At 66.6% G+C, this 23,441-nt stretch carries 24 protein-coding genes; 7 read left to right on the plus strand and 17 right to left on the minus strand.

All coding sequences use genetic code 11. The annotated features are described in order from the left end of the window. Nucleotides 1-199: 199 nt before the first annotated feature. Genes E3T24_RS00565 through E3T24_RS00590 form a run of 6 tightly spaced genes read right to left on the minus strand, consistent with a single transcriptional unit; the run spans nt 200 to nt 6,095 of the window. Nucleotides 200-1,291 carry a glycosyltransferase gene (locus E3T24_RS00565; RefSeq protein ID WP_134403327.1) on the minus strand — a complete coding sequence of 364 codons (1,092 nt, stop codon included), beginning with the start codon at nt 1,289-1,291 and terminating at the stop codon, nt 200-202. Beyond that, a complete protein-coding gene (locus E3T24_RS00570; protein WP_134403326.1) occupies nt 1,272-2,168 on the minus strand; it encodes a glycosyltransferase family 2 protein in 897 nt (298 codons plus the stop codon). The genes E3T24_RS00565 and E3T24_RS00570 overlap by 20 nt, the downstream gene beginning before the upstream one ends. Beyond that, nucleotides 2,161-3,255 carry an NAD-dependent epimerase/dehydratase family protein gene (locus E3T24_RS00575; RefSeq protein ID WP_134403325.1) on the minus strand — a complete coding sequence of 365 codons (1,095 nt, stop codon included), beginning with the start codon at nt 3,253-3,255 and terminating at the stop codon, nt 2,161-2,163. Before E3T24_RS00575 ends, E3T24_RS00570 begins: the two co-directional genes overlap by 8 nt. Before the next feature lies 1 nt (nt 3,256). Further along, entirely contained in the window at nt 3,257-4,489 is a 1,233-nt protein-coding gene (locus E3T24_RS00580) for an acyltransferase (protein ID WP_160141092.1), read from the minus strand. 26 nt (nt 4,490-4,515) lie between these two features. After that, on the minus strand, nt 4,516-5,262 hold the full coding sequence (locus E3T24_RS00585; protein ID WP_241976237.1) for an ABC transporter ATP-binding protein: 747 nt from the start codon (nt 5,260-5,262) through the stop codon (nt 4,516-4,518). Then, nucleotides 5,259-6,095: an ABC transporter permease gene (locus E3T24_RS00590; protein ID WP_134403323.1), complete on the minus strand. Its 837-nt coding sequence runs from the start codon at nt 6,093-6,095 to the stop codon at nt 5,259-5,261. Before E3T24_RS00590 ends, E3T24_RS00585 begins: the two co-directional genes overlap by 4 nt. A gap of 69 nt (nt 6,096-6,164) precedes the next feature. Here E3T24_RS00590 and E3T24_RS00595 point away from each other — a divergent pair, with 69 nt between their 5' ends. Continuing rightward, nucleotides 6,165-7,052, plus strand: coding sequence for a glycosyltransferase family 2 protein (locus tag E3T24_RS00595; protein ID WP_134403322.1), 888 nt, complete (start codon nt 6,165-6,167; stop codon nt 7,050-7,052). On the opposite strand, the gene rfbA is transcribed toward E3T24_RS00595, so the two are convergent. Together rfbA and rfbC are read right to left on the minus strand one after the other, a co-directional pair. Then, complete coding sequence (rfbA, locus tag E3T24_RS00600) at nt 7,049-7,912, minus strand: glucose-1-phosphate thymidylyltransferase RfbA (RefSeq protein WP_134434165.1); 864 nt, start codon at nt 7,910-7,912, stop codon at nt 7,049-7,051. The genes E3T24_RS00595 and rfbA overlap by 4 nt on opposite strands. A 2-nt stretch (nt 7,913-7,914) precedes the next feature. Further along, on the minus strand, nt 7,915-8,523 hold the full coding sequence (gene rfbC, locus E3T24_RS00605; RefSeq protein WP_134434166.1) for a dTDP-4-dehydrorhamnose 3,5-epimerase: 609 nt from the start codon (nt 8,521-8,523) through the stop codon (nt 7,915-7,917). Nucleotides 8,524-8,595: 72 nt separating this feature from the next. On the opposite strand from rfbC, the gene rfbB reads away from it, so the two are divergent. Genes rfbB through E3T24_RS00620 form a run of 3 tightly spaced genes read left to right on the plus strand, consistent with a single transcriptional unit; the run spans nt 8,596 to nt 11,578 of the window. After that, complete coding sequence (rfbB, locus tag E3T24_RS00610) at nt 8,596-9,582, plus strand: dTDP-glucose 4,6-dehydratase (protein ID WP_134434167.1); 987 nt, start codon at nt 8,596-8,598, stop codon at nt 9,580-9,582. After that, a complete protein-coding gene (gene rfbD, locus E3T24_RS00615) occupies nt 9,582-10,436 on the plus strand; it encodes a dTDP-4-dehydrorhamnose reductase (protein ID WP_134364840.1) in 855 nt (284 codons plus the stop codon). Before rfbB ends, rfbD begins: the two co-directional genes overlap by 1 nt. Continuing rightward, the gene (locus tag E3T24_RS00620) at nt 10,433-11,578 is read left to right on the plus strand and encodes a glycosyltransferase family 1 protein (protein ID WP_134364839.1); all 1,146 of its coding nucleotides are present in this window, start codon (nt 10,433-10,435) and stop codon (nt 11,576-11,578) included. Before rfbD ends, E3T24_RS00620 begins: the two co-directional genes overlap by 4 nt. Nucleotides 11,579-11,590: 12 nt before the next feature. Here the strand turns inward: E3T24_RS00620 and E3T24_RS00625 are convergent, their stop codons facing one another. From E3T24_RS00625 to E3T24_RS00635, 3 genes are all read right to left on the minus strand, one after another. Next, nucleotides 11,591-12,952, minus strand: a complete 1,362-nt coding sequence (locus E3T24_RS00625) for an LCP family protein (protein ID WP_134403317.1) — start codon at nt 12,950-12,952, stop codon at nt 11,591-11,593. Next, a complete protein-coding gene (gene purE, locus E3T24_RS00630) occupies nt 12,949-13,416 on the minus strand; it encodes a 5-(carboxyamino)imidazole ribonucleotide mutase (protein ID WP_134364860.1) in 468 nt (155 codons plus the stop codon). Before purE ends, E3T24_RS00625 begins: the two co-directional genes overlap by 4 nt. Nucleotides 13,417-13,502: 86 nt before the next feature. Further along, on the minus strand, nt 13,503-14,639 hold the full coding sequence (locus E3T24_RS00635) for a 5-(carboxyamino)imidazole ribonucleotide synthase (RefSeq protein WP_134434168.1): 1,137 nt from the start codon (nt 14,637-14,639) through the stop codon (nt 13,503-13,505). A gap of 123 nt (nt 14,640-14,762) precedes the next feature. On the opposite strand from E3T24_RS00635, the gene E3T24_RS00640 reads away from it, so the two are divergent. Beyond that, complete coding sequence (locus E3T24_RS00640; RefSeq protein ID WP_134434169.1) at nt 14,763-15,329, plus strand: GtrA family protein; 567 nt, start codon at nt 14,763-14,765, stop codon at nt 15,327-15,329. On the opposite strand, the gene E3T24_RS00645 is transcribed toward E3T24_RS00640, so the two are convergent. Together E3T24_RS00645 and E3T24_RS00650 are read right to left on the minus strand one after the other, a co-directional pair. Continuing rightward, the gene (locus E3T24_RS00645) at nt 15,306-15,863 is read right to left on the minus strand and encodes a PH domain-containing protein (RefSeq protein WP_241976233.1); all 558 of its coding nucleotides are present in this window, start codon (nt 15,861-15,863) and stop codon (nt 15,306-15,308) included. The genes E3T24_RS00640 and E3T24_RS00645 overlap by 24 nt on opposite strands. 6 nt (nt 15,864-15,869) lie before the next feature. Then, nucleotides 15,870-16,712: a biotin--[acetyl-CoA-carboxylase] ligase gene (locus E3T24_RS00650; RefSeq protein ID WP_134434170.1), complete on the minus strand. Its 843-nt coding sequence runs from the start codon at nt 16,710-16,712 to the stop codon at nt 15,870-15,872. 201 nt (nt 16,713-16,913) lie between these two features. Between E3T24_RS00650 and E3T24_RS00655 the strand changes: the two genes are divergently transcribed. Together E3T24_RS00655 and E3T24_RS00660 are read left to right on the plus strand one after the other, a co-directional pair. Continuing rightward, nucleotides 16,914-18,518, plus strand: coding sequence for an acyl-CoA carboxylase subunit beta (locus tag E3T24_RS00655; RefSeq protein WP_134364834.1), 1,605 nt, complete (start codon nt 16,914-16,916; stop codon nt 18,516-18,518). A 9-nt stretch (nt 18,519-18,527) separates the two neighbouring features. Then, a complete protein-coding gene (locus tag E3T24_RS00660; protein ID WP_134364833.1) occupies nt 18,528-18,764 on the plus strand; it encodes an acyl-CoA carboxylase epsilon subunit in 237 nt (78 codons plus the stop codon). A 266-nt stretch (nt 18,765-19,030) separates the two neighbouring features. Here E3T24_RS00660 and E3T24_RS00665 read toward each other — a convergent pair whose 3' ends face one another. The 4 genes from E3T24_RS00665 to E3T24_RS00680 are packed head-to-tail and all read right to left on the minus strand — an operon-like array spanning nt 19,031 to nt 23,414. Then, nucleotides 19,031-20,041: a hypothetical protein gene (locus E3T24_RS00665; RefSeq protein WP_134364832.1), complete on the minus strand. Its 1,011-nt coding sequence runs from the start codon at nt 20,039-20,041 to the stop codon at nt 19,031-19,033. Beyond that, on the minus strand, nt 20,038-21,291 hold the full coding sequence (locus tag E3T24_RS00670; RefSeq protein WP_160141093.1) for an ATP-binding protein: 1,254 nt from the start codon (nt 21,289-21,291) through the stop codon (nt 20,038-20,040). Before E3T24_RS00670 ends, E3T24_RS00665 begins: the two co-directional genes overlap by 4 nt. 28 nt (nt 21,292-21,319) lie before the next feature. Then, complete coding sequence (locus E3T24_RS00675) at nt 21,320-22,045, minus strand: response regulator transcription factor (RefSeq protein ID WP_134364830.1); 726 nt, start codon at nt 22,043-22,045, stop codon at nt 21,320-21,322. Between the two features lie 55 nt (nt 22,046-22,100). Then, a complete protein-coding gene (locus E3T24_RS00680) occupies nt 22,101-23,414 on the minus strand; it encodes a TRAM domain-containing protein (RefSeq protein WP_134403314.1) in 1,314 nt (437 codons plus the stop codon). Nucleotides 23,415-23,441 lie beyond the last annotated feature (27 nt).

Consider the following 23,441-nt stretch of genomic DNA (forward strand, 5'->3'; position numbering starts at 1 on the left):
ACGTCGACCTGCCATGGACGTGCGTCGTCGAGGTAGTGGCCAGTGACGGCCCGGTAGGCGGAGCTCACTGAGCCGCCGTATTCCAGAACCTCGGCCGCGAGTCCCCCATCACCGAGAAGTACCCGGGTCGGCCGGGCCGTGGCTTGAGCGTGACCACGTGGGACGTCAGCGCCCGGCCGTGTGGTGGGCGCGAGGCCGTCTACCACCTCACACGTCGCCGGGCCTTGCCGGCAAGGGCGCGTCCATATCGGACCGCACGTACGAAGCCCCGGAGGGGTCTCGCGAGCCTCCATGCCGGACTGTGGACCAATGCATTGAGCTCGTTGCGGGCTCCTCGACCCGCCAGAAGCCACCGCACATCCGTGACACTTCCAGACGGTAGCACCAGCGTCGACCCGTCGAGCTTCTCCCAGACCCGAGCCTCAGACCAGGCCCACGAGTCCTTCGAATGGTCGGTATAAGAGGACGCTCCGCCTTCCCAACGACGGTAAATGGCGGTGAGAGCATTGACGTCATCCACGCCGCACATGGTGGACCCTCGCAGAATCATGTCCCAGTCCTCACACACTGTGAGGTCCTCATCGAATTCCAGCCCGTAGGTGACGAAAAGGCTCCGGGGGAAGGCCCACGACATGAATGGGGAGTAGTTGACCTCAAAGTGAGCGAGCTGGTCAAACTCCCGCGGGTAGGCGGCCTTGGGCCAGGAGATGGTTCGAAAACCTTCCTGTGCCTGGGGCCATTTCTCAGGAGCGACGTTTTGGACGGCGACCACCCCACGCAGCAACCGGCCGCTGCTCGTCTCCGCAACACGCTCAAATTCGGCAACCCAATTCCCGAATAGGAGGTCGTCATCGTCAAAGACGGCGATGTAGCGTCCCGTCGCAGCGTGAATGCCCGCGTTGAGCGGCCGCGCGCGGTTCCCGCCTTTGACCTCCAGAATGCGGATCCGTCCGCCGAAGGACGCCGGCTGCGAGGCAATGATCTTCCGCACCGCTGCGGCGCCGACCGGGTCGGAGTCGTGGTCGATGACGATGACCTCGAAGTCCTGGCTCGTTTGCCCGGCAAGGCAGAGAAGGGCATCCTTGATGGGCTCCAGCCGGCGCCCCTGAGTTCTGAGCAGGACGCTCAGGAACGGCCCGTCGGCGACCGGCTCAGCGATCGCTTCCTGGACTGCGTGCAAGGCGCTCGCAAGGCGGGGGTCAATCGCAGGCTCGGAGAGCAGGTGATCTACCAGCCCGGAGATCGATGACGTGCGCACGGTGGCGACTGCCTCAGAAACGGTGGACGGCATAGTTGCCTCCGATAAATTGTGCAACTGTGTGGGAGGAATCCACCGGGAGCGGCAGTGTCCCCTCTGATCGTCTGCGTTCGAAGCTCTCGACCACTTTCCGAGCGACTTCGGTCCCCTCCGCGCGGAATTGGCGTACGAGCTTTGACACCAGATCTGGGCGCGAGTACTTGTGTGCCAGAAAGATAGCCGCCTCTGCCGAGAAGTAGACTTCCGCACTGCTGGCAGGCCAGTCGGCGGTCACTGTCAGGCGCTTGTCATGGAAGACCCGTGCCGCCGGTTCGTACACGACCCGATAGCCCGCGAGCCTCAGCTGCCACGAGTAGTCGACGTCGTCGCAATACAGGAAGAAGGTCTTCGAGTCGAAGCCGTGCACACGGTCGAACGCGAGCCGCGGCGTCAGAGCGCAGGCTGTCGAGGCCCAACTTGTGTTGCCTGTCGCCACCTCGTAATCCTTGGGGTGTTCCAGGGGGACCTGGCGAGCCTCGGCTATACCGACTGAGCCGACAACCACGCGCGCCAGAGCTTCAACGGCGTCGGGTGCGACCACAGCGTCCGGATTGAGGATAAGTATGAGATCTGAGACGGCCTTTGGCGCAAGCGCGTTGTGACCGGCGGCGGAACCCAGGTTCGCCCCAAAAACGTGGTACTCGAACGACCCACCCTGGTCGAGGACCAGAGACCGGATGTCCGCCTGGTGAGACGCGTCGAGAACTTCGACGTCACTGCAATCTCCGAGCAGCAGGGACCATTCGCCGATCAAACCCTCTGCCCGAGCCCACTTGACGGACGTTGCCACGGCCTCCGCCGCTCGCACGATTTCCCGAGGCGCGTTCCCGAAAAGAACGGACTGTACAACGAGACTGCGCACGTCAGGCACGAGCGATGCCCACCTTGGATTCCAGCTCTGACCCAATCCACGCCTGAAGTGCAGCGAGTCCGCGTTCCACGCTCCAACGTGGGGTCCACTCAAGTTCACGAAGCGTGTCATCGATGACGCAGGCAGCGAAACGCACGTCTCCATCTCGGTACGCGCCATTCACCACAGGAGCAGGGGCACCGTAGTAGTCCGCGATCGCCTGCGCCAGCTGCTCAATCGTCGTCGCAACTCCTGACCCGACATCGAGCACCGGCAGGGGGGCACCGGACTGGCGCTTGAGGACCGCGACGAAGGCATCAGCCACGTCCTCGATGTAGACCAGGTCGCGAACGATCTGACCGTCTTCGTACAGTGGGATCGTTTTGCCTTCCCGAGCCCACTGGGAGAACAGGGACACAATGCCCGTGTACGAGTTTATGAGGGACTGACCCGGTCCATATACGTTCTGGAGGCGAAGAATGGAGATGCGCACGTCGTGCGATCCGCCCCACGCAGAGAGGATGTTCTCCTGGGCGAGCTTCGTTGCTCCGTACACGCTCGTCGGAGCCGGAACGCTCTCTGCCGCAAGGCTCGCTAATCCCGTAGCGTCAGGGAAATCCCATTGTCCGGCCTCGAACTGGGCGTGAGAGCGCTGACCCGGACGGAAAACCGTTCCGTCGCTTTTCTCCCATCGGCCCTCCCCATAGACGGCGCGACTGCTGCTCAGAACGATGTGGGTCGGAAGGTGGTCCGTGCGACCCAGTGCGTCCAGCATCTCGGTCGTCCCGACCACGTTGACCAAGGCGTGTCGGCTGGCTTCATGCAGGGATTGAGCAGTCCCTGTTTCGGCGGCGAGGTGGATGATGATGTCCGGCTTCACGCCGGCCAGAGCCGAATCCCAGACCGCAGGGTCCGTCACGTCCCCCACGATCAGTTCGGCGGACTCATGGAGGTCGGCCGGCCGCGAACCGCTCGCGTGAACCTGAGGGTGCAGGGAATCGAGGACCACCCACCGGTCATATTGCTGTGCCAGTTTCTGAGACAAAGCGCTGCCGATAAAGCCCGCGCCGCCCGTCACCAATACTGTCGAGGAATTCTTTGCAGTCACTTTAATCTTCCTTCATTTGCGAAACAACGGGCACGGGGGCCACGGTAGACGTTACCGGTACTGGCTGTGCGGTACGGAGGGGCCGCAAGCTTCTCGCCTTGTCGAACCAGTGGCTCCAGCCTCTGCCGGGGCCCCAGTCTTTGAGAGCCATCGCGCGTTTCTCCACAAGATGCCAACTCAACCAGGCGCAGCCAAAGGTGAGTACCAGGGCGATCAGCGCATAGGGAAAGTATCCGAACTTGTACCATCCGAGATGGGCCGTGACTTGCTGTACCAAGAATCCGTAAATGTAGACCCCGTAGGAATAGTCGTTCTTCGATCCAACCCACTGCACCTGACGCGGGAGGCTGGCGGCGAGGTACAGCACGAAATACGTTCCCGCGATGACGCCGATCGTCATGAAACCGCCATAGCGAAGGCTCAGAAGCAGGACCAGGCCAGAAAGTATCCCGAGACCGTTTCCGTACACGATCTTTTTGGAGTAGACGGCGATGGAGGCGCCGAGCATGAATGTGAAGGTCAGCGTGATCCGCTGCGTGTCCGATAGGTAAGGCGCAATCGCCGCCAGACCGCTGGGGTTCGTCACGTTCACGATTTGGATCACGAAGAGAAGCATCGTCACGATCGGCACCAGGATCTTCGCTTTGTAGAAGACACCGAATGCCACTCCCGCGCCGATGAGCAGGTAGCACTGCCACTCGTAGATCAGCGTCCAGATTGAACCGTTGAAGACGCTCGCTCCCACCTCGCGTCCGTACGGAGTCGTCGTCGCAAAGATGTCATAGATGCCGTAGGTGCCAATGTTCAGCGTCCAGTTCGCCGTGAAATAGTTCAGCGGGTTGTTCGGGGCGAGGGTGAAGTAGTTCGAGATGGCGTGGCCCGTGGTGACCCAGACGATGGGTGCGATCACGAGGGCGGTCAGGAGGAGAACAGTCCAATACGCAGGAAAGATCCGGAGGACACGTCGCCACAGGAACTGAACGACGTCCGAGGACATCCCGCTCTTCGCGATCAGGTATCCGCTGATGGCAAAGAAGCCGGCGACCGCCAGGCTACCCAGCGACGCTTGGTCTCGGGTGAGCCGAAAAAAGGGGTCCGCGCCGTAGCCGCCGAGTGGGAAAGCATGGTCGAAGATCACCACCGACGCGAGGATCAGGCGGATCAGCCCCAGGGAGTTCCTGTGGCCGCCCAGAGCCTCGGAAATCGAGATCTGCACTTTTTCCTTCTCGCTCACTGGAGCCGCGGTGCCAGGAAGGGACGTCACAGGTTTCCTCCAAAGGAAAGCGAGTCGAGATAAGCGCTGATGGTGGGGGTGGCCTCGCCCGCCGTAACGAGTTCACCGTGATTGAGCCAAGCTGCGTGGTCACACATGTCCTGAACAGTCGACATGGAGTGACTGACGAGAATGACGGTCTTACCCGCCTCTTTGAAGTCGACGAACTTGAGCCTGCACTTCTCCTGGAATTCCGCGTCTCCGACGGCGAGAACCTCGTCCACGACCAAAACGTCCGGGTCGACGTTGATCGCGATCGCGAAGCCCAGGCGCACATACATCCCTGACGAGTAGTTCTTGACCGGCTGGTCAATGAACTGCTCGACCCCGGAGAAGTCGACGATCTCATCGAACTTACGGGTGATCTCCTTCTTGGACATGCCCAGAATCGAACCGTTAAGGAAAACATTGTCCCTTCCGGAAAGCTCGGGATGGAACCCGGAACCCACCTCCAGAAGTGCGGCGAGACGGCCTCTCGACGTGATCGTCCCCTTTTCCGGGTAGTAGATCTTCGCAAGGCACTTCAACAGCGTGGATTTGCCTGAACCGTTGCTTCCGATTAGTCCGAATGTCGAACCGGTGGGTACTTCAAATGAAATATCCTTCAGCGCCCAGAAATCCTCGTGGACGGAGCGTCGACCACGCATGATGGTCGACTTCAGGGACTGGTTTCGCTCGTGATACAGGCGGAAGCTCTTGCTCAGCCCATCCACCTTCACAGCTATGTCACTCACAGTGCCTCAGCCAAACCTTTCTCATTGCGCCGGAATACCCAGAGGCCGACAGCCAAGGCGGCAACCGCGGATACGGCACAGAACAAGACATCGTTCACCTCTGGCCAACGATTGTCATAGAGCAGGTTCCGGAAGACCGCCACGAACCGCTCCATGGGATTCAATCGGTAGATATCAAGAACCGTGACGTTTGTGCCCATAAGGGGCCCAATACGCGCGGACTGCGCCTCCACCAGCGAGATGGGATAGATGATGGGCGTCATGTAGATCCATATCTGCATGAGAATACCGACGAAATATTGAGTATCCCTGAAATACACATTCGCGATCACCAGGACGAGCACCAGGCCTGCAGCGAAAACCGCCAGGATCACCATCATCAGCAGGACGAACGGCAACCAGGGCAGAACCCATGCACCGCAAATCAGAAGAACGGCGACCAGGACACCCATTTCGAACAGCCAGTTGAATCCAATCGAACCAACAGTCGAAAGCGGTAGAACGATTCTCGAGAAATGGACCTTCTGCACCAGGCCTGCATTAGCAAGGATGGAACCCATACCGGTTTGTACCGAGGCCGAGAAGAACGTGAAAGGGAGGAGCCCACACAAGAGCCAGACGGGAAAGATATTGAGCCCGGACGGGTCACCGGGGGGCGGCGTAACCCTCAGGATGAATGCAAAGACAATCGTGTAGACGAGCATCGTCGCAAGCGGGTTGACGAGAGACCACAGCTGCCCGAAGACAGTGCGCTTGTACTGGCCTCTGATCTCACGAAGAGTCAAGTTGGCCAGAAGTTCTCGCGAAGCGAGAACTTCCTTCAGGTATCGCATGTAACCTCACTGGGCGGCCGGTCGGTATGGCCGCAGATCAATCTAGCCTAGAACTATGATTGAGTCCCTATGGCCACCGAACCCCACACTCCCCTAGATTCCTCCCGTGTCGCAGTCGTAACCGTGAGCTATGGGTCGGAAGAAGTTCTCGGCCCGTTCCTCGCGTCTCTGGAAGCGGCAGCCGATGTCCCTCTGCGCGTGATCGTGGCGGATAACAAACCGTCCCAGGGTTCGAATGCCATCGCAACGATGACCGCTCTCGCCGGCGCTGAGTACCTGCCGCTGGCTTCGAATCGAGGTTATGGCCAGGCGATCAACGAGGCCGTCAAGGGACTTCCTGCGGAGATCGAATGGGTCGTGGTCAGCAATCCCGACGTCACGGCTGAACCAGGATCGATCGACGTGCTCCTCGCCGCGGTAACCGGCGATTCATCAATCGGTGCAGTGGGCCCGCGCATCCTCTCCGCGGCCGGCGACGTCTACCCGTCGGCGCGCACGATTCCCTCACTGAGGTCCGGAGTCGGGCACGCCCTCTTCGCGAATCTGTGGCAGGGGAACCCGTGGACGCGTCGCTACCGACGGGAAACGGGTGCCGAGCTGGTTCGGAGGGACGCCGGGTGGCTGTCTGGCGCATTCCTACTGGTGCGGCGATCCGTTTTCGATCAGTTGAACGGATTCGATGAGAGTTACTTCATGTACTTCGAAGACGTCGATCTCGGCTATCGGATCGGGAAGCTCGGTTTTCACAATGTCTACGAGCCGTCCGCTGTTGTCGTCCATACCGGCGCACACTCCACTCAGGGCGAGTCCGCACGCATGATCCGGGCTCATCACGACAGCGCGAAGAGGTTCCTCTTCAAGAAGTACCCCGGACCCGTGCTTTTCCCCCTGCGATTGGTGCTTTCCACCGGGCTATCCATCCGCGCCCGGATCGAAGAGCGACGAGTGCTCCGTTAGTTGCCCAGCAAACCCAAGAGGTAGCGTCCGTAACCGCTCTTGACGAGCGGGGCGGCCAACTCAGCGAGTCGAGCCTTGTCAATCCAGCCTGCCCGAAAGGCGATCTCCTCGATGCAGCCGACCTTGAAGCCCTGACGGTCTTCGATCACGCGCACGTACTCCGACGCCTGCATCATCGATTCGAACGTGCCCGTGTCGAGCCATGCGGTTCCGCGGTCGAGAACCTGCACATGCAGGTTGCCCTGGGCGAGGTAGCGCTCGTTGACGGTGCTGATCTCGAGCTCGCCGCGCGCGCTGGGCTCGATGGTCTTCGCGATCTCGACGACCGAGTTGTCGTAGAAGTAGAGGCCGGGCACCGCGTAATTGCTCTTCGGCTTCGTCGGCTTCTCCTCGATCGACAGCGCGGTCATGCTCTCGTCGAACTCCACCACGCCATAGGCGCTGGGGTTGCTCACGTGGTACGCGAAGATCCGCGCGCCCACCAGGTCCGCGTTGCCTCGCAGGGCTGAACCCAGGCCTGCGCCGTGGAAGATGTTGTCGCCGAGCACGAGAGCGACGCTCTCGTCCCCGATGAACTCCTCGCCGATGATGAACGCCTGGGCGAGCCCGTCCGGTGACGGCTGCGAGGCGTATTCGATCCGCAGGCCGAGGTGGGATCCGTCGCCGAGCAGTGCCCGGAACTGGTCGTTGTACTCGGGCGTGGTGATGATGAGGATCTCATTGATGTCCGCCATCATCAGCGTCGACAAGGGGTAGTAGACCATCGGCTTGTCATAGATGGGCATCAGCTGCTTGGAGATGGCCTTGGTGATCGGCCACAGCCGGGTGCCGGAGCCGCCGGCGAGGATGATTCCGCGCATTGTCACTTTCCTTCGTTCAGGGAGTCGTAGAACGCACGCGCGTCGGCCCAGGTGGGCAGCAGGCCGCTGGCGGCCACTTCGGCCAGGCTCGGCGCATCCGTGTCTTTCGGGGACAGCAGCAGTTCGCCGGCTTCGGGCGGGAAGACGAGGCCGATGTCGGCGTCGAGCGGGTTGATGCCGTGCTCGCGGCCCGGGTTGAAGGGCGCGGTGACGAGGTAGCTGACCGTGGCGTTGTCGGTGAGCGCGACGAAGCAGTGACCGAGGCCCTCGGCGATGTAGATCGCGCGCCGGTCGGTGTCGTCGAGCAGCACGCTGTCCCACTGGCCGAAGGTCGGGGAGCCCACGCGAATGTCGATGACGAAGTCGAGGACGGCGCCGTGCGTGGCCGTGACGTACTTGGCCTGGCTCGGCGGGATGTCGGCGAAGTGAATGCCGCGCACGGACCCGCGCTTGGACACCGACGTGTTGGCCTGAGCGATGTCGAGGCGGTGCCCGATCGTCTCTTCGAGGCGGTCGAAGCGGTACCACTCGAGGAAAACCCCCCGGTCGTCGCCGAACTGCTTCGGAGTGATTTCGTAGGAATCGGGGATGGAGAGTTCGCGGATCTTCACCGGGGAAGTCTACCAAGCGCTGTCCGGTAGAATCGCGGGGGCACTTTCATCAAACGGAACGGTTACCTCCATATGAAGATCCTCGTCACCGGCGGAGCCGGTTTCATCGGCTCGAACTTCGTTCGGCGCACCCTCGAAGACGCCTACCCCGGTCTGGAAGGCGCGGAGGTCGTCGTGCTCGACGCCCTCACCTACTCGGGCAACCTGGAGAATCTGGCCCCGTTCGCCGCGTCCCCGCGGTACTCGTTCGTGCACGGGGACATCCGTGACGCAGCGCTGCTCGACGAACTCTTCCCCTCCCTCGACGCCGTCGTGCACTTCGCCGCGGAGTCGCACGTGGACCGCTCGGTGCGCGACGCGTCGATCTTCGTCGAGACGAACGTGCTCGGCACGCAGCAGCTACTCGACGCGGCCCTGCGCCACGACCTGGGGCGTTTCGTGCACGTTTCCACCGACGAGGTCTACGGCTCCATCGCCGAGGGCTCGTGGAACGAAGAGCGCGCGCTCGAGCCGAACTCCCCCTACTCGGCCTCCAAGGCCGGCAGCGACCTGCTCGCCCGCAGCTACCACCGCACGCACGGTCTGAACATCTCGATCACGCGCTGCTCGAACAACTACGGGCCGTACCACTTCCCGGAAAAGGTCATCCCGCTGTTCGTGACGAACCTGATCGACGACAAGCACGTTCCTCTCTACGGCGAGGGCAACAACATCCGTGACTGGCTGCACGTGGACGACCACACCCGCGCCATCGCCATGGTGCTCGTCGGCGGCCGCGCCGGTGAGATCTACAACATCGGCGGCGGCACAGAGCTCACCAACAAGGAGCTCACCGAGATGCTGCTCGAGTCGACCGGCAAGGACTGGTCCTACGTCGACCGGGTCGCCGACCGTCTCGGCCACGACCTGCGCTACTCCGTGGACATCTCGAAGATCCAGGCCGAACTCGGCTACGCGCCCCTCGTTCCGTTCGAGCAGGGCCTCGCGGATGTCGTGCAGTGGTACCGGGACAACCGCACCTGGTGGGAGCCGCTCAAGGCCCGTGCGGCATTGAGCTGATGACGCGGTACCTGATCACCGGCGCGGCCGGAATGCTCGGCCGCGACCTGCAGGCCGCCCTCGCGGGCCGCGACGTGACGGCCCTCGACCGCGCCGAGCTGGACATCACCGACCAGGACGCGGTCCTGGCTGCGGCCACCGGCTTCGACGTCATCATCAACGCCGCCGCGTACACCAAGGTGGACGATGCCGAGACCAACGAGGATGCCGCGTACGCCATCAACGCGACCGGCCCGCGCAACCTGGCGCTGGCCGCGGCCGCCACCGGGGCCAAGCTCGTGCAGGTGTCGACCGACTACGTGTTCGACGGCAGGGCCACCTCCCCATACCCGGAGGACACCTCGATCGACCCGATCTCCGCCTACGGCCGCACCAAGGCCGCCGGCGAAGCCTTCGTGCTGCAGGGACACCCGACGGGCAGCTACATCGTGCGCACCGCCTGGCTCTACGGCCAGCACGGCCCGAACTTCCCCAAGACCATGCTGAAGCTCGCCGCCGCGCGCGACACCCTCAGCGTCGTCGACGACCAGGTCGGCCAGCCCACCTGGACGGCCGACCTGGCCGCGCAGATCGTTGCCCTGCTCGACTCCGGCGCGCCCGCCGGCATCTACCACGGCACCAGCTCCGGCGTGACGAGCTGGTTCGGCTTCGCCCAGGCGGTCTTCGCCTCGGCCGGCCTCGACCCGGCGCGGGTCACCCCCACCGACAGCTCGCAGTTCGTGCGGCCGGCCCCCCGGCCGTCGTACTCGGTGCTCGGGCACGACGCCTGGGCCTCTGCCGGCCTGGCCCCCATCCGCGACTGGCGCGAGGCGCTCACCGCGGCGGCCCAGCAGGGGATCTTCGAAGACAAATGACCACCCTGCGTGTTGTCCTGGACCAGATGATCGCACCGGTCCCGGGCGGAATCGGACGCTACACCGAAGAACTGACCCGGGCCCTGATCGCCGCGGCCCCGGCCGAGTGCGACGTCGAGGGAATCGTGTCGTCCTCCCCGGCCGAGCACTACGCCCTGATCGAGGCTGCCCTGCCCGGCCTGGCCGGCCTGCACAAGACCACGCTTCCCCGCCGGGAGCTCGCCGCGGCCTGGCAGCTGGGCATCGCCAACACGTCCGGGTCCGGCATGATCCACGCCCCGTCGCTGCTGGCCCCATTGCGCCGCCACAGCATGGTCAAGGACGGCAGCCAGGTCGCGGTGACCATCCACGACGTGCTGGCGTGGACGCATCCGGAAGCCCTCACCCCCACCACCGTGGCCTGGACCAAGGCCATGGTGCGGCGCGCCCGCAAGCACGCGGATGCGGTCGTGGTGCCCAGCCACGCCGTGGCCCAGCAGCTGGCAGAGATCGCTGACTTCGGCGACCGGGTGCGCGTGATCGGCGGCGGGGTGGGAAGCGGCCTCCGGCTGCCGTCGAACTCCTCCGCGACCGAGATCATCGCGGAACGCCTGGGCCTGCCGGCCGAGTACATCGTCACCGTCGGCACGCTGGAACCGCGCAAGGCGATCACGGCCCTGATCGCCGGCCTCGGTTTGCCGGGATCCCCGGATCTTCCCCTGATCGTGCTCGGACCCGACACCTGGGGCGAACTCGACCTGGCCTCCGTCGCGGACGAGGCCGGCCTGCCCTGGGGCCGGGTGCGTGCGATGAACGGCCTGACCGACGAGGAACTCGCCGTGGTCATCTCCCGGGCCGCCGTGTTCGTCTACCCGAGCCTGGAGGAAGGCTTCGCCGGACCGATGATCCAGGCGTTCCACCTGGGCATCCCGGTCATCCACTCCGACGCGCCCGCCCTGCTCGAGGCCGCCGGCGACGCCGGACTGGCCGTGGAGCGTGAGGATGCCGCCGGTTACCCCGAGCGGCTCGCGGCGGCCCTGACCCGGGTGCTGACCGACACCGCGCTGGCCAACCGGCTGAGCATTTTCGGCAGCGACCGGGGCCGCGCGTTCAGCTGGCGCGACTCCGCCGAGCGGGTCTGGCTGCTGCACGCCGACCTGTAGGCCGGCGGCCCCTTACTGGGCCGGGGCGTCGGTCGCGGGCGGGGCCAGGGCTTCCTGGATCAGGCTGCGGATGACGTCGTAGTCGGGATTCTCCGGGTCGACGTTGTTGTCGGGAACCAGTTCGACCGACTTGATCGGCAGCTTCTTGGTCTTGGACGCGAGGTTCGTGAAGTAGCCGAGCATGCCCTGCGGGATGTCGGTCTTCACGACCTGGGACCCGGCCGATGCCACGGCCTGGAACTTCGACAGCACGTTGGCCGGGTTGGCCTGCGCGAGGATCGCCTCTTGCACCTGCCGCTGCCGCACCATCCGGTCATAGTCGCTCGTGTCGTGGCGTGAGCGGGCGTACCAGAGGGCGTGGTAGCCGTCCATGTGCTGCCTGCCGGGCTCGAACCAGAACGCGACCTCGGTGAAGGTTTCGTCGGTGTGCACCGGGACCCGGTGGTCGACGGTGATGTCGACCCCGCCGAGCGCGTCCACGAGGTCGGAGAAGCCCTGCATGTCGATCAGAACGTAGTACTGGATCGTCAGCCCGGTGACGCCCTGGGCGGCGTCGCGCATGCCTTCGATTCCGGGCTCGCTGCCCTGGTCGACCGCTTTGGGGTACATCTCCGGGCTCTTCAGCTCGACCTCGGTGAAAATGGAGTTCAGCATGCAGGCGTCGACCTCGCAGCCGTCGATGGCGCCGTACCCTTCCGGGTACAGGTCGGCCAGCGGCCCGGGCGAGAACGGGACGTCCTCGAGGTTGCGGGGCAAGCCGATCATGCTGGCCTGGCCGGTCTCGGCGTCGATGCTGACCACGGAGATGCTGTCGGGGCGCAGACCGTCGCGGTCGGGTCCGGCATCGCCGCCGAGCAGCAGGATGTTGTAACGGCCGTCGACGGGGGGTTCGGTCGGGCCGGCCATGAAGACCGACGACAGGAACCCGCTGGCCGTCGTCGCCAGGTAGGCGCCGTAGCCCGCCGTGCCGACCACGGCCACCATCAGCACGGTCGTGAGGGCCGCGATCACCGGGCGGGAACGGGGGACGGCCCGCACCAGCCGAACCAGCCGGAGGGTGTCGAGGGTGAGGACCAGCCAGACCACGGCGTAGACCGCGAGCAGCAACGCCGCCGCCCACAGGCCGATCGAGTTCGTGAAGACCGTGAGGACGACCGTCGGCCAGAGCACGTACACCACGCCGGCGATGACGGCGAGGGTGATCAGCGTGAACGTCATCCGCAGGCCGAACCGGCCCAGGCGGCGGCTGCCGGCCAACACCTGAACGGAGCCGGGCAGCACGAAATTGAGTACCACGAGCCACCAGGCCCGCTTGGTCATCACCTGGGGGGAACCGAGGTCCGGTCTCCGGATCGGGCTGCTGGCGCTCGTCATAGTCTCGCTTGGAGGGCCGCGTTCTTCTGCTCGACCTGGGCGGCGAGGGCCTCCGCGTAGTCGAGCAGTTTGACTCGGAGCGAGTCGTCTGCGGTGGCGAGCACCTTGACGGCGATCAGGCCCGCGTTGCGGGCGCCGCCGATGGAGACGGTGGCCACCGGAACGCCGGCCGGCATCTGAACGATGGACAGGAGCGAGTCGAGCCCGTCGAGGCGGCCGAGCGGCACGGGCACGCCGACGACCGGGAGGGTGGTCACGGCCGCGAGCATTCCGGGCAGGTGGGCGGCGCCGCCCGCGCCGGCGATGATCACCCGGAGACCGCGCGCGTGGGCGGTCTTGCCGTAGTCGATCATCTTCTCCGGGGTGCGGTGCGCCGAGACGACCTGCACCTCGAAGGGCACGCCGAAGTCGCGCAGCAGCTGCGCGGCGTCGCTCATCACGGGCCAATCGGAATCGGATCCCATGACCACGCCGACAAGGGGCGTCACGGATTCGTCCGACGAAGCGGTTTCGGGCACGGAAGTCTCAGGCACGGAGTCGATCTTATGGCTCAGTCCTGAAAGATCGCCGCAGTGGCACGCGTCTGGTAGACCACATCGTCCAGATCGGAGCCTCCCGCGGTGACGTGGCCGACCTTGCGGCCCGGGCGCGGGGCCTTGCCGTAAGTGTGCACTTTGACCGACGGATGCGCCGCGAACGCCGCCGGGAACCGCTCCGAGAGCGCCCCGACCCCCGGCCCGCCGATGATGTTGACCATGACCGTCCAGGGGTCGCGGGCATCCGTCGCCCCCAGCGGCAGGTCGAGCACGGCCCGGAGGTGCTGCTCGAACTGACTCGTCGTGGACCCCTCGATGGACCAGTGGCCGCTGTTGTGGGGGCGCATCGCCAGTTCGTTGACCAGGAGCCGTCCGTCCGAGGTCTCGAAGAGCTCGACGGCCAGCATCCCGGTCACGCCGACACCCTCGGCGACCCGCACGGCGATGTCGGCCGCGAGCTGCTCCAGCCGGCCCTCCGACCCCGGCGCGGGGGCGATGACCTCCGCGCAGACGCCGCCCTTCTGCACGGTCTCCACGACCGGCCAGACCGCGATCTGGCCCGAGGGCCGCCGGGCGACGAGCTGGGCCAGCTCGCGCCGGAAGTCGACGAGTTCCTCGACCAGGAGGGCGCCCGCGTTGCCGTCCTCGGCGAGCGCGGCGAACCAGTCATCGGCCTCGTGCTCGTGGCTGACCAGCCGCACGCCCTTGCCGTCGTAACCGCCGCGGGCCGTCTTGACCACCGCGCGGCCACCGTGGCCGGCCAAAAACTCGCCCAGCTCGGCGGCGGTCTCCACCCGGGCCCAGTCGGGCACCGGCAGGCCGAGTTCGGTCAGTCGCTGCCGCATCAGTAGCTTGTCCTGGGCGTAGAGGAGCGCGTCCGGCCCCGGGTGCACGGCCACCCCGCGGGAGACGAGTTCGCGCAGGATCTCCTGCGGGACATGCTCGTGGTCGAACGTGATCACGTCGACGGACTCGGCGAAGGCCAGCACGACGTCGCGGTCGCGGTAGTCGCCGACCTGCACGGCGGCCAGGCCGGCGCTCATCCCCTCGCCCTCGGCCAGCACCCGGAGCTCGATGCCGAGATTCACCGCGGCCGGAATCATCATCCGGGCCAACTGACCGCCGCCGATCACGCCAACAGTGGTATTCATCCGTGCCCCAATTCCTCCGCGACCGTTCACTGCCCGGTAAGTGTTTTCTCAGGCAACAGACTGGACCGCGCCGTAGACTGCGAGTTTCGCACCTCTATCTTTGCCCATCGACTGGACGGATGCATGCCCAGAGCAACGGGGACAAGATCGCGGCTGCTGGCCTTCGCCAGCCAGGTCGCCAAGTTCGGCGCGGTCGGGCTCGTCGGCTTCGTCGTGGACATCACGGTGTTCAATCTGCTCCGCGCGAGCATTTTCAGCCCCGACCTGGTGCACGCCGGGCCGCTCTACGCGAAGATCGTGTCGACCATGCTCGCCATCGTCGCGAACTGGATCGGCAACCGGTACTGGACCTTCGGCGCGTCGCGCCAGTCGAAGACCATGCGCGAGGGGGCCGAGTTCTTCGCCGTCAGCCTGGCCGGCATGGGGATCGGCCTGGCCTGCCTCTGGGTCAGTCACTACCTGCTCGGGTATACCAGCGTGCTCGCCGACAACATCTCCTCGAACGTGGTGGGGCTGTTCCTGGGCTCGGTGTTCCGCTTCGTGCTCTACCGCTACTGGGTCTTCTCCCCCGTCCGCCAGGCGGGCCGGGGCGCCGCGACGGCCCTGAACGACGGCTCACGAACCGACGGCTCACGAACCGGCACCGCCCGTACCGACACCGGGAGCCTAGCGACGGCCCCACAGAGGTGACGGGTCGGCGGTGATCGACTGGTCATGACCGACGGTGCCGACCCGGGCGCGGGACTGTTCCATCAGATCGTGCAGCACCTGCTGCACCAGCACGGGGTTAGGCACGTCCTTGAGCACGAGCGGATGCTCCGGGCCGGTTTTGATCACCACGTCGCCCGAGCGCACCAGCGACTGCAGCCAGGTCGTGCGCACGGTCACGTCATAGCCGCGGCTGTGCAGCAGCTCCTGGCGGGTGCGCACGAAGACCCCCCGGCGGAAGATGATGCGCCGGGTGGTGATCGTGTACCGATGGTTCAGCCAGGAGACGAGCGGGAGCAGCCAGAACAGCAGCACGACGGCCACCGCCCCGGCCAGCAGGGCAGTGTTCTGCCAGGGCTCAGGCAGCGAGCCGTAGTAGTAGCCGGTGGCACCGCAGGCGGCCAGCAGGAACAGGGTCGGCCAGAACAGCACGCGGGCGTGCGGACGCAACCGGGCCACGACCGATTCGGCCGGAGGCGTCACGCTGGCTGTGCCGGTCCCCGCTGACTTTGTCATAACCCATTAATACCGCAGGTGGGTGACATCTCCGGCGGCGACGGCCTGCAGCTCGCCATCCGCCTGGTCCTCGACGATCAGGCGGCCGCTGCGGTCGAGGGCGATCGCGGTGCCGACCAGGTCGGTGCCGCCCGGGAGCTGCACCCGCACGACGGAGCCGAGGGTGCCGCACAGCTCGGTGACCGCCTGCAGCAGCCCGCTTCGCACCGGGTCGCCATTCGCGGCGACGAACGCGGCCGTCAGGACCCGCAGTTCGGTCAGGTAGTGCGCAAGGACGGCGTCCGGGTCGGGCGGAGTGCCCGTGACCAGCTGCAACGAGGTGGAGGTGAGGGTGGGGAGGTCGTGTTCGTCGAGGGACACGTTCAGGCCGGTCCCGATCACCAGCCCGCGCGCATCCGGCAGGAGCTCGGAGAGGATGCCGGACACTTTGTACCCGTCGATCAATACGTCGTTGGGCCACTTCAGGGTGACCTCGTGCCGGGGGCTGTCCTCGTCCGGCGGCGCGGCCCGGGCGGCGAGCCCGGCTTCCACGGCCGCCCGCACGGCGCGCGTCATCGCCGCCCCCGCCAGCAGCGGGAACCAGCCGAAGTGGTCGACGGGCAGCGGGGCTCCCCCGACCCGGGGGCGGAGCAGCACGGAGACGGCCAGGGATTTGCCGGTGGGGGCCAGCCAGGTGCGACCCAATCGGCCGCGACCGCGAGTCTGGTTGTCGGTGACGACCGTCGACAGGTCGGGCCAGGCGGCGGCATCCGTGCCCGCCGCGTGGCCGACGAGCACGTCGTTCGTCGACCCGGTCTCGGCCAGGTACTCGAAACGCGGTACGACCTCGCGGCTGAGCGGAAACTCCATGCGGCCCTCTTCTCGTGGCTAACTCAGGCTATTCTCCCGAATCCGGGCCTAATCATCCTCTTTTGGCCGCCCAGTGGGCGTTTCTCCTGAGTTGGCCGCGGGGAGAACACGGGGAGAAGGGCAAGCGACCAGCAAACCGACCGGTTTTTGTAGACAATCGTCAACGATCGGGGGCAGGGGCTGGCCGGTAGAGTGAACGGCGTGACTGAGAACTCGCCCGCTGCGGGCCCCGACCTGTACACCACGGCTGGAAAGCTCGCCGACCTCAAGCTGCGCTACCACGAAGCCGTGACGGCCAGCGGTGAGGCCGCGATCGAGAAACAGCATGCCAAGGGCAAGATGACCGCCCGGGAGCGCATCGCCATGCTGCTCGACCAGGGTTCCTTCGTCGAGCTGGACGAGTTCGTGCGCCACCGCACGCACGCGTTCGGGATGGAGAAGAAGCGACCGTACGGCGACGCCGTCGTCACCGGCACCGGAACCATCCACGGCCGCCAGGTGGCCGTGTACTCGCAGGACTTCACCATCTTCGGCGGATCGCTCGGCGAGGTCGCCGGCGAGAAGATCATCAAGGTGATGGACCTCGCCCTCAAGACCGGGGTGCCCATCATCGGCATCCTCGACTCCGGCGGAGCGCGCATCCAGGAGGGCGTCGTCGCCCTGGGCAAGTACGGCGAGATCTTCCGCCGCAACACGGCCGCGTCCGGCGTCATCCCCCAGATCTCCATCATCTGCGGCCCCGCGGCCGGCGGCGCCGTGTACTCCCCCGCCCTGACCGACTTCGTGATCATGGTCGACAAGACCAGCCAGATGTTCGTCACCGGCCCCGACGTGATCAAGACCGTCACCGGTGAAGACGTCGGCATGGAAGAACTCGGCGGCGCGCTCACCCACAACACGGTCTCCGGGGTGGCGCACTACCTGGCAAGCGACGAACCCGACGCCCTCGATTACGCCCGCACCCTGCTCAGCTTCCTGCCGGACAACAACCTGGCCGACCTGCCCGTGTACGACAGCGACATCGAGCTGGAGACGACGGATGCCGACCTCAAGCTGAACACGATCATCCCCGACTCCCCGAATCAGCCCTACGACGTGAAGACCGTGATCGAGCACATCGTCGACCACGGCGACTTCCTCGAGACGCAGCCGCTGTTCGCCCCGAACATCGTGGTCGGCTTCGCCCGGGTCGAGGGACGCTCGATCGGCATCGTCGCCAACCAGCCCAGCGCCATGGCCGGCACGCTCAACATCCCGGCCGGCGAGAAGGCCGCCCGGTTCGTGCGGTTCTGCGACGCGTTCTCGATCCCGATCCTCACCCTGGTCGACGTGCCCGGCTTCCTGCCCGGCACCGACCAGGAGTGGACCGGGATCATCCGCCGCGGCGCCAAGCTGCTCTACGCCTACGCGGAGGCGACCGTGCCGCTGGTCACGGTCATCCTGCGCAAGGCCTACGGCGGCGCGTACATCGTGATGGGTTCCAAGCAGCTCGGCGCGGACATCAACCTGGCCTGGCCGACCGCGGAGATCGCCGTCATGGGCGGCCAAGGTGCGGTGAACATCCTCTACCGGGCCGAGATCAAGAAGGCCGAGGCAGCCGATGAGGACGTCGCCGCCGTGCGCACCCGCCTGGCCAACGAGTACACCTACAACGTGGCGAGCCCGTTCCTGGCCGCCGAACGCGGCGAGCTGGACGGCATCATCGAGCCGGCCACAACCCGCGTCGCGATCACCAAGGCTTTGCGCGCCCTGCGGACCAAGCGCGCGAGCCTGCCGCCCAAGAAGCACGGGAACATTCCGCTGTAGGCGGGCACCATGACCGATCCAGCGAATTCCCCCGACCCGGCCGCCGAGATGCGCTTCCTGACCCGCGGCGTCACCCCGCACGAGGCCGCGGCCCTGTCGGCGGTGCTGCACGGCCTGATGCGGGAAGAGAACGACAGCCTGCGCCAGGCGCCGGCACGAGGCCAGAGCGCCTGGCAGCGCAGCCAGCGCGGCATCCGCACGCCGATGGTGCCCGGCGACGGCCGGTGGCGCGGCTTCTCCGCCTGAGAACGGATGCCGGCCCAGCCGGTCCCCCTAAATGCCGACTTTTTTCGTGGTTCCGGTTCAAGCATGATTGAACTTGCCGGTGAGGTTCTCAGAACTTCACAGCCAGATCTCGCCGACTAGGGTAAGCAGGCGAGTTGTGGGGGCGAGTCAGGGTGACATTCGGGTTGTCGCCCTGACACGGAATGTCGAAAGGGGATCAACCTCACGGTTGGTCCCCTTTCGCTTTGACCGGCCCTGCTTGAACCGGGCCCGCGGGCCGCTCGCTGTCAGCGCGGGATCTCCAGCCACAGGTCGACCTCGGGTTCGGGCGATTCCTGTCCGAGCGCGCTGAGTCGGGCATCCGCGCTGCTGAGTCCGACGACGGTGACCGCGGTGGCGGATCCGTCACCGGCGGTGCGCGCGATGATCGAGTCGGCCGTGGTGCCGCCGATCGCGGCCGCCAGCGTGTTGAGGACGGTTTCGAGCTCGGGGCCGCGGATGTCGTCGATGTTGCCCTCGTCGAGCAGGGTGACGATCGCACCCCGGCGGCGGGCGGCCATGACCTGGTCGCGCACGGCGTCGTTGAGCAGCTTGCGACCGCGGATCTCGTCGCGCACGGCGGCCTCGAGGTAGCGGCATTCCTGGCGCTGCTCGGCGGTCAGGTCGCCGCCCCGGTCGATGATGCGGCGCAGCATCGGCGCGGCCAGGCGGATGGTCTGGGCCAGGCGCACCTGGCGCTCGTAGAGGTGGGCCTCCTGGGCGGCCTGCCACTCGGTCGCCTCCCGTTCGGCCAGGGCGTACTGCCGGGCGTCCCGGCCCGCTTTGGCCAGCGCGCGGGCGAGAATGACGGCGACCGCGACCCAGACGACGCTTCCGATCACGCCCATCGACCCCAGGGCCGCCGGACCGGCCCAGACGACCGTGTGCACCACCAACGCCCCGGCGCCGACCCAGGCGAGCGCCGGCTGCCGCCGGGTGGCCGTGATGGTCATCAGGGTTCCGACCGCCGCGACGTACCAGGTGGCGTAACCGTTGTCCACGGACCCGTCCAGCTGGCTGACCACGAGCAGCGGGATCATGGCGCAGACCGCGACGTTGAAGAAGGCCAGCCACAGCGGCATCCGCATGGGGCTCGTGGGCCACAGGCTCAGCACGGTCGCGACGAAGTAGACGACGATCGCCAGGACTGCCGGCCCCGGCGTGCGCGGCTGGTTCAGAGAATAGATGCCGAGCAGGACATGGTAGGTGGAGAAGAGGGCGGCCAGGGAGAGCACGAGGCCGCGCGGCACGGTGATCATGACGCGTGCCTCGCGGGCGCGGGCGGCCATTCGATGGTGATGGTGGTGCCCCGGCCGATCTCGGAGCACACCGCAACCGACCCGCCGGCGCTGGCGACACGGTCCTGGATCGAGATGCGCAGGCCCAGCCGTTCGGCCGGCACCGCGGCCGGGTCGAAGCCCACGCCGGAATCCGCGATTGTGACGGTGCAGCCGCCCTGGGCGTTCGCGCTCAGGGTCAGCGTGCGATCGGGTGTGAACTCGGCCGTCCCCGCGTGCTGCACGCTGTTCACCATGGCCTGCACGCTCGCTGCGAGGATCGCTTCGCTCGCGTGCACCGGGAGGCGGAGCGACTCGATCTGGCACTCGGTGACGGCAAACGGGACAGGGAAACGCTCGGCCGCCGCACGGATCTGCGCTGCCAGCTCGCCGAACGGCACCAGACTGTCGTCACCGGCCGGCACCAGGGCCGCTTCATTGAGCCGGTTCAGGGCATCCGCCGCCATCCCGGAGGCCAGTTCCGACGCCTTCGGGCCGCCCGCCGCCGCGGCGGCGAGGAACGTGGCGAGCACGCTGTCGTGCACGATCGAGTCCACCTGCACGCGTTCGACTTCGGTGGCGTGCTGCCGCACAGCGTTCGCGTACTGGTGCAATGCGTTCGTCTGCGCCGCGTCCACGGCGCCCGCCGTCTGCCTGAGCATGAAGATGATGATCAGGATGACCTCGCCAAGGAGGATCGCGTACACGGCGTCGAGGGAGGACAGGAGCACGTCGGCGCCGCCGCCGGACGGCTGGGACCGGATGACTCCGTAGACGACCGGCACCGCGAGGGTGTACACGGCGGCCCAGGCCAGTGGGAACGCGACCGCCGCACAGGCGGTCGCGATGGTGCACATGTACCAGAGCCACGGCTTGCCGTCGAGCACCTGGTTCGGGTTGATCATGAGCAGGGGCCACGCGATGAGCGCGCCCAGGTAGAACACCGCGACGGTGCCGGTGGCCGCCCGGACCGCCGTCTTCGTGACGGCCGCCACGACGACGGCGGCGAGGGACAGGCCGAGCAGCACCGGCGCGAGGAAGCCCATGATCGGCAGCCGTTCGGGGGCCTGCGCGAACATGATGGGCATCGCCTGAAGCGCGAAAACCACCCCCACGCCGGCGAGGGCGCGGGAGACGACCACCTCGATCCGGGTGCGACTGATCGGGTTGCGCGGCTGACGGGGGCCGGCGATCAGGTCGGAGCCGTGGGGGTCGAGTTCTGTGGGAGGCACGGGAGCGTGCCCGAGCCCGCCCGCAGTGTCAGCCGCGAGCATCCCCGCCGTCCGGGTCGAGGCCCGGCAGGATTCCGTCTTCGACGGCTCGGCGGAGCAGGTCCACCTTCGTGGGCGCCGGCCGGCCGACCTCGATGTACTTCACGCGGATGCGGTCGAGGTATTCGCGGGCGGTCGAGTGCGCGATGCCGAGTTGCATCGCGACCATCTTCAGCGGCAGGCCGGAGGCGTAGAGGTGCAGCACGTCGCGCTCCCGTCGACCCAACTGCGCCTTCGCGAAGTCACGGTCTGCGTCGATGGCCGTGGCCCATTCGAGGTTGTTGAGCACGTCGCCGCGGGCGACGGATGCCACCGCCGCCATCACGGTCGTCGTGGGCGAGGATTTGGGGATCACCCCGGCCGCTCCGGCCGCGAGCGCCTCCCTGACCAGTGCGACCCGGTCCGCGATGCTGTGCACCAGCACGGATGCCCCGGTGCTCTGGGCCCGATGCACATTGTCGGTGACGCGCGAGCCGTCGCCCAGCGACAGGTCGAGCACGATGACGTCGACCGGGCGGCCGTTGATCCCGTCGATGAGTTCCTGCACGGTGGGAGCGGTGAAGATGACCTCGAAGCCGACGTTCTCGCAGGCGGCCTTGATGCCCAGGCGCACCGACTCGTGGTCGTCGGCGATCCCGACCCGCACGGGGTGGTCGAGGACGATGCCGCCCTCGGGCAGGGTGGCCGCGGTCACGGGTGTGGTCGGGTCGGTCATGGGTCCTACATCCTCACGTTGTCGTACAGGTCAACGTCATACAGGTCAACGATAGCTATCTGGACAGCAGCGCGATGCTCTCAACATGGTGGGTGTTGGGAAACAGGTCGAAGGCGCGCAGGGTGCGCAGGGTGTATCCGTGCCCGGCGAGGAGCGCGATGTCTCGGGCCAGCGCGACCGGGTCGCAGGCCACGTAGACGATCTGACGCGGGCCGAGCGCCCCGAGCTGGTCGATGATCTCCTTGCCCGCACCGGCGCGCGGCGGGTCGAGGATGACCGTGGCCGCGTTCTGCCTGGCCCGTTCGGCGGCGCTGGAATCGCGCACCAGGCCGCTGAGGAACCGGTCGACCCGGGAGGTCTGCACACTGGCGCCGACCCATTCGGCCAGGTTCTCGGCGGCGAAGTCGGTGGCCTGGGCGTCGCTCTCGACCGAGGTGATGCGCAAGTCGTGGCCGAACCGGTCGCCGACCGCGGCGGCGAGCAGGCCGACCCCGCCGTAGAGGTCGAGGTTCGCGGCCCGCGGGTCGAACTCGTCGGGGTCGATGGTGTCCTGCACCGCCCGGTAGAGGGTCTCGGCCGCGCTGGTGTGCACCTGCCAGAAGCCGGCGGCGTCGAGTCGGAACTCGCGCTCCCCGACGACCTCGCGAATGAGCGTGCGTGGGGTGGGGCGGCGCTTGCCCGCCGCGTCCTGCTCGGCCACGAGCACCTGCACGGAACCCAGGCTGGGCGCGACGACATCGACGGATGCGGCGCCCTTGAAACGCTGGTCGAGCGGCGCGGCCGCCTCCAGCAGCCGGTCGGCGAGCGGCAGGTCCCCGACCGGGATCACCCGGTGGGAGCGGGCGGCGTAGGGGCCGACGAAGCCGTCCTCGTCGACGTGCAGGCGCACGCGCGTGCGCCAGCCCGTGCCGTCGGCGGCGTCGCCGGGGGACGCGTTGCGGCCCACCTGGACGGGCTCGACCGTGACCTCGGACTCGATGCCGGCCATCCGTTTGAGGGCGTCGGCCAGCACCTGGCGCTTGAGCTCGCGCTGGTGGCCGAGCTCGATGTGGCCGAACTCCGCGCCGCCGGCACGGTCGTCCGGGTCGCGCTCGAGCGCGGCGGACGCCCAGATGTGCGGCTGGCGCTCGGGCGCCTCGGTCAGGACCTCGACCGTTTCGGCCCGCCAAAAGCTCTTGTGGCTGGCCGAGGTCAGCCGGGCGCGCACACGCTCCCCCGGCATGGTGTCGCTGACGAAGACCACGCGACCCTCATGCCGGGCGATGAAGATGCCGCCGTGAGCTACGTTTGTGACGTCGAGTTCGAGTTCCGCGCCCACTTCTGCGGAGTGCCCGCTCTGGTCTGCCTGGTTGTCGTTGCTGGTGCCCATTCATCGATGATCCCACACCGCTTATCC

This window comes from Cryobacterium sp. TmT2-59 (assembly GCF_004403545.1).
GTDB classification, from domain to species: domain Bacteria; phylum Actinomycetota; class Actinomycetes; order Actinomycetales; family Microbacteriaceae; genus Cryobacterium; species Cryobacterium shii.

Bases quoted from the DNA above. Each gene is read 5' to 3' on its own strand.
- E3T24_RS00635 (WP_134434168.1), bottom strand. From the start codon at position 14,639: ATGAATACCACTGTTGGCGTGATCGGCGGCGGTCAGTTGGCCCGGATG.
- E3T24_RS00640 (WP_134434169.1), top strand. From the start codon at position 14,763: ATGCCCAGAGCAACGGGGACAAGATCGCGGCTGCTGGCCTTCGCCAGC.
- E3T24_RS00680 (WP_134403314.1), bottom strand. From the start codon at position 23,414: ATGGGCACCAGCAACGACAACCAGGCAGACCAGAGCGGGCACTCCGCA.
- E3T24_RS00590 (WP_134403323.1), bottom strand. From the start codon at position 6,095: ATGCGATACCTGAAGGAAGTTCTCGCTTCGCGAGAACTTCTGGCCAAC.
- E3T24_RS00595 (WP_134403322.1), top strand. From the start codon at position 6,165: ATGGCCACCGAACCCCACACTCCCCTAGATTCCTCCCGTGTCGCAGTC.
- E3T24_RS00565 (WP_134403327.1), bottom strand. From the start codon at position 1,291: ATGCCGTCCACCGTTTCTGAGGCAGTCGCCACCGTGCGCACGTCATCG.
- E3T24_RS00675 (WP_134364830.1), bottom strand. From the start codon at position 22,045: ATGACCGACCCGACCACACCCGTGACCGCGGCCACCCTGCCCGAGGGC.
- E3T24_RS00660 (WP_134364833.1), top strand. From the start codon at position 18,528: ATGACCGATCCAGCGAATTCCCCCGACCCGGCCGCCGAGATGCGCTTC.
- E3T24_RS00650 (WP_134434170.1), bottom strand. From the start codon at position 16,712: ATGGAGTTTCCGCTCAGCCGCGAGGTCGTACCGCGTTTCGAGTACCTG.
- rfbB (WP_134434167.1), top strand. From the start codon at position 8,596: ATGAAGATCCTCGTCACCGGCGGAGCCGGTTTCATCGGCTCGAACTTC.
- E3T24_RS00665 (WP_134364832.1), bottom strand. From the start codon at position 20,041: ATGATCACCGTGCCGCGCGGCCTCGTGCTCTCCCTGGCCGCCCTCTTC.
- rfbD (WP_134364840.1), top strand. From the start codon at position 9,582: ATGACGCGGTACCTGATCACCGGCGCGGCCGGAATGCTCGGCCGCGAC.
- E3T24_RS00645 (WP_241976233.1), bottom strand. From the start codon at position 15,863: ATGACAAAGTCAGCGGGGACCGGCACAGCCAGCGTGACGCCTCCGGCC.
- E3T24_RS00620 (WP_134364839.1), top strand. From the start codon at position 10,433: ATGACCACCCTGCGTGTTGTCCTGGACCAGATGATCGCACCGGTCCCG.
- purE (WP_134364860.1), bottom strand. From the start codon at position 13,416: ATGGGATCCGATTCCGATTGGCCCGTGATGAGCGACGCCGCGCAGCTG.
- rfbA (WP_134434165.1), bottom strand. From the start codon at position 7,912: ATGCGCGGAATCATCCTCGCCGGCGGCTCCGGCACCCGGCTGTGGCCG.
- E3T24_RS00625 (WP_134403317.1), bottom strand. From the start codon at position 12,952: ATGACGAGCGCCAGCAGCCCGATCCGGAGACCGGACCTCGGTTCCCCC.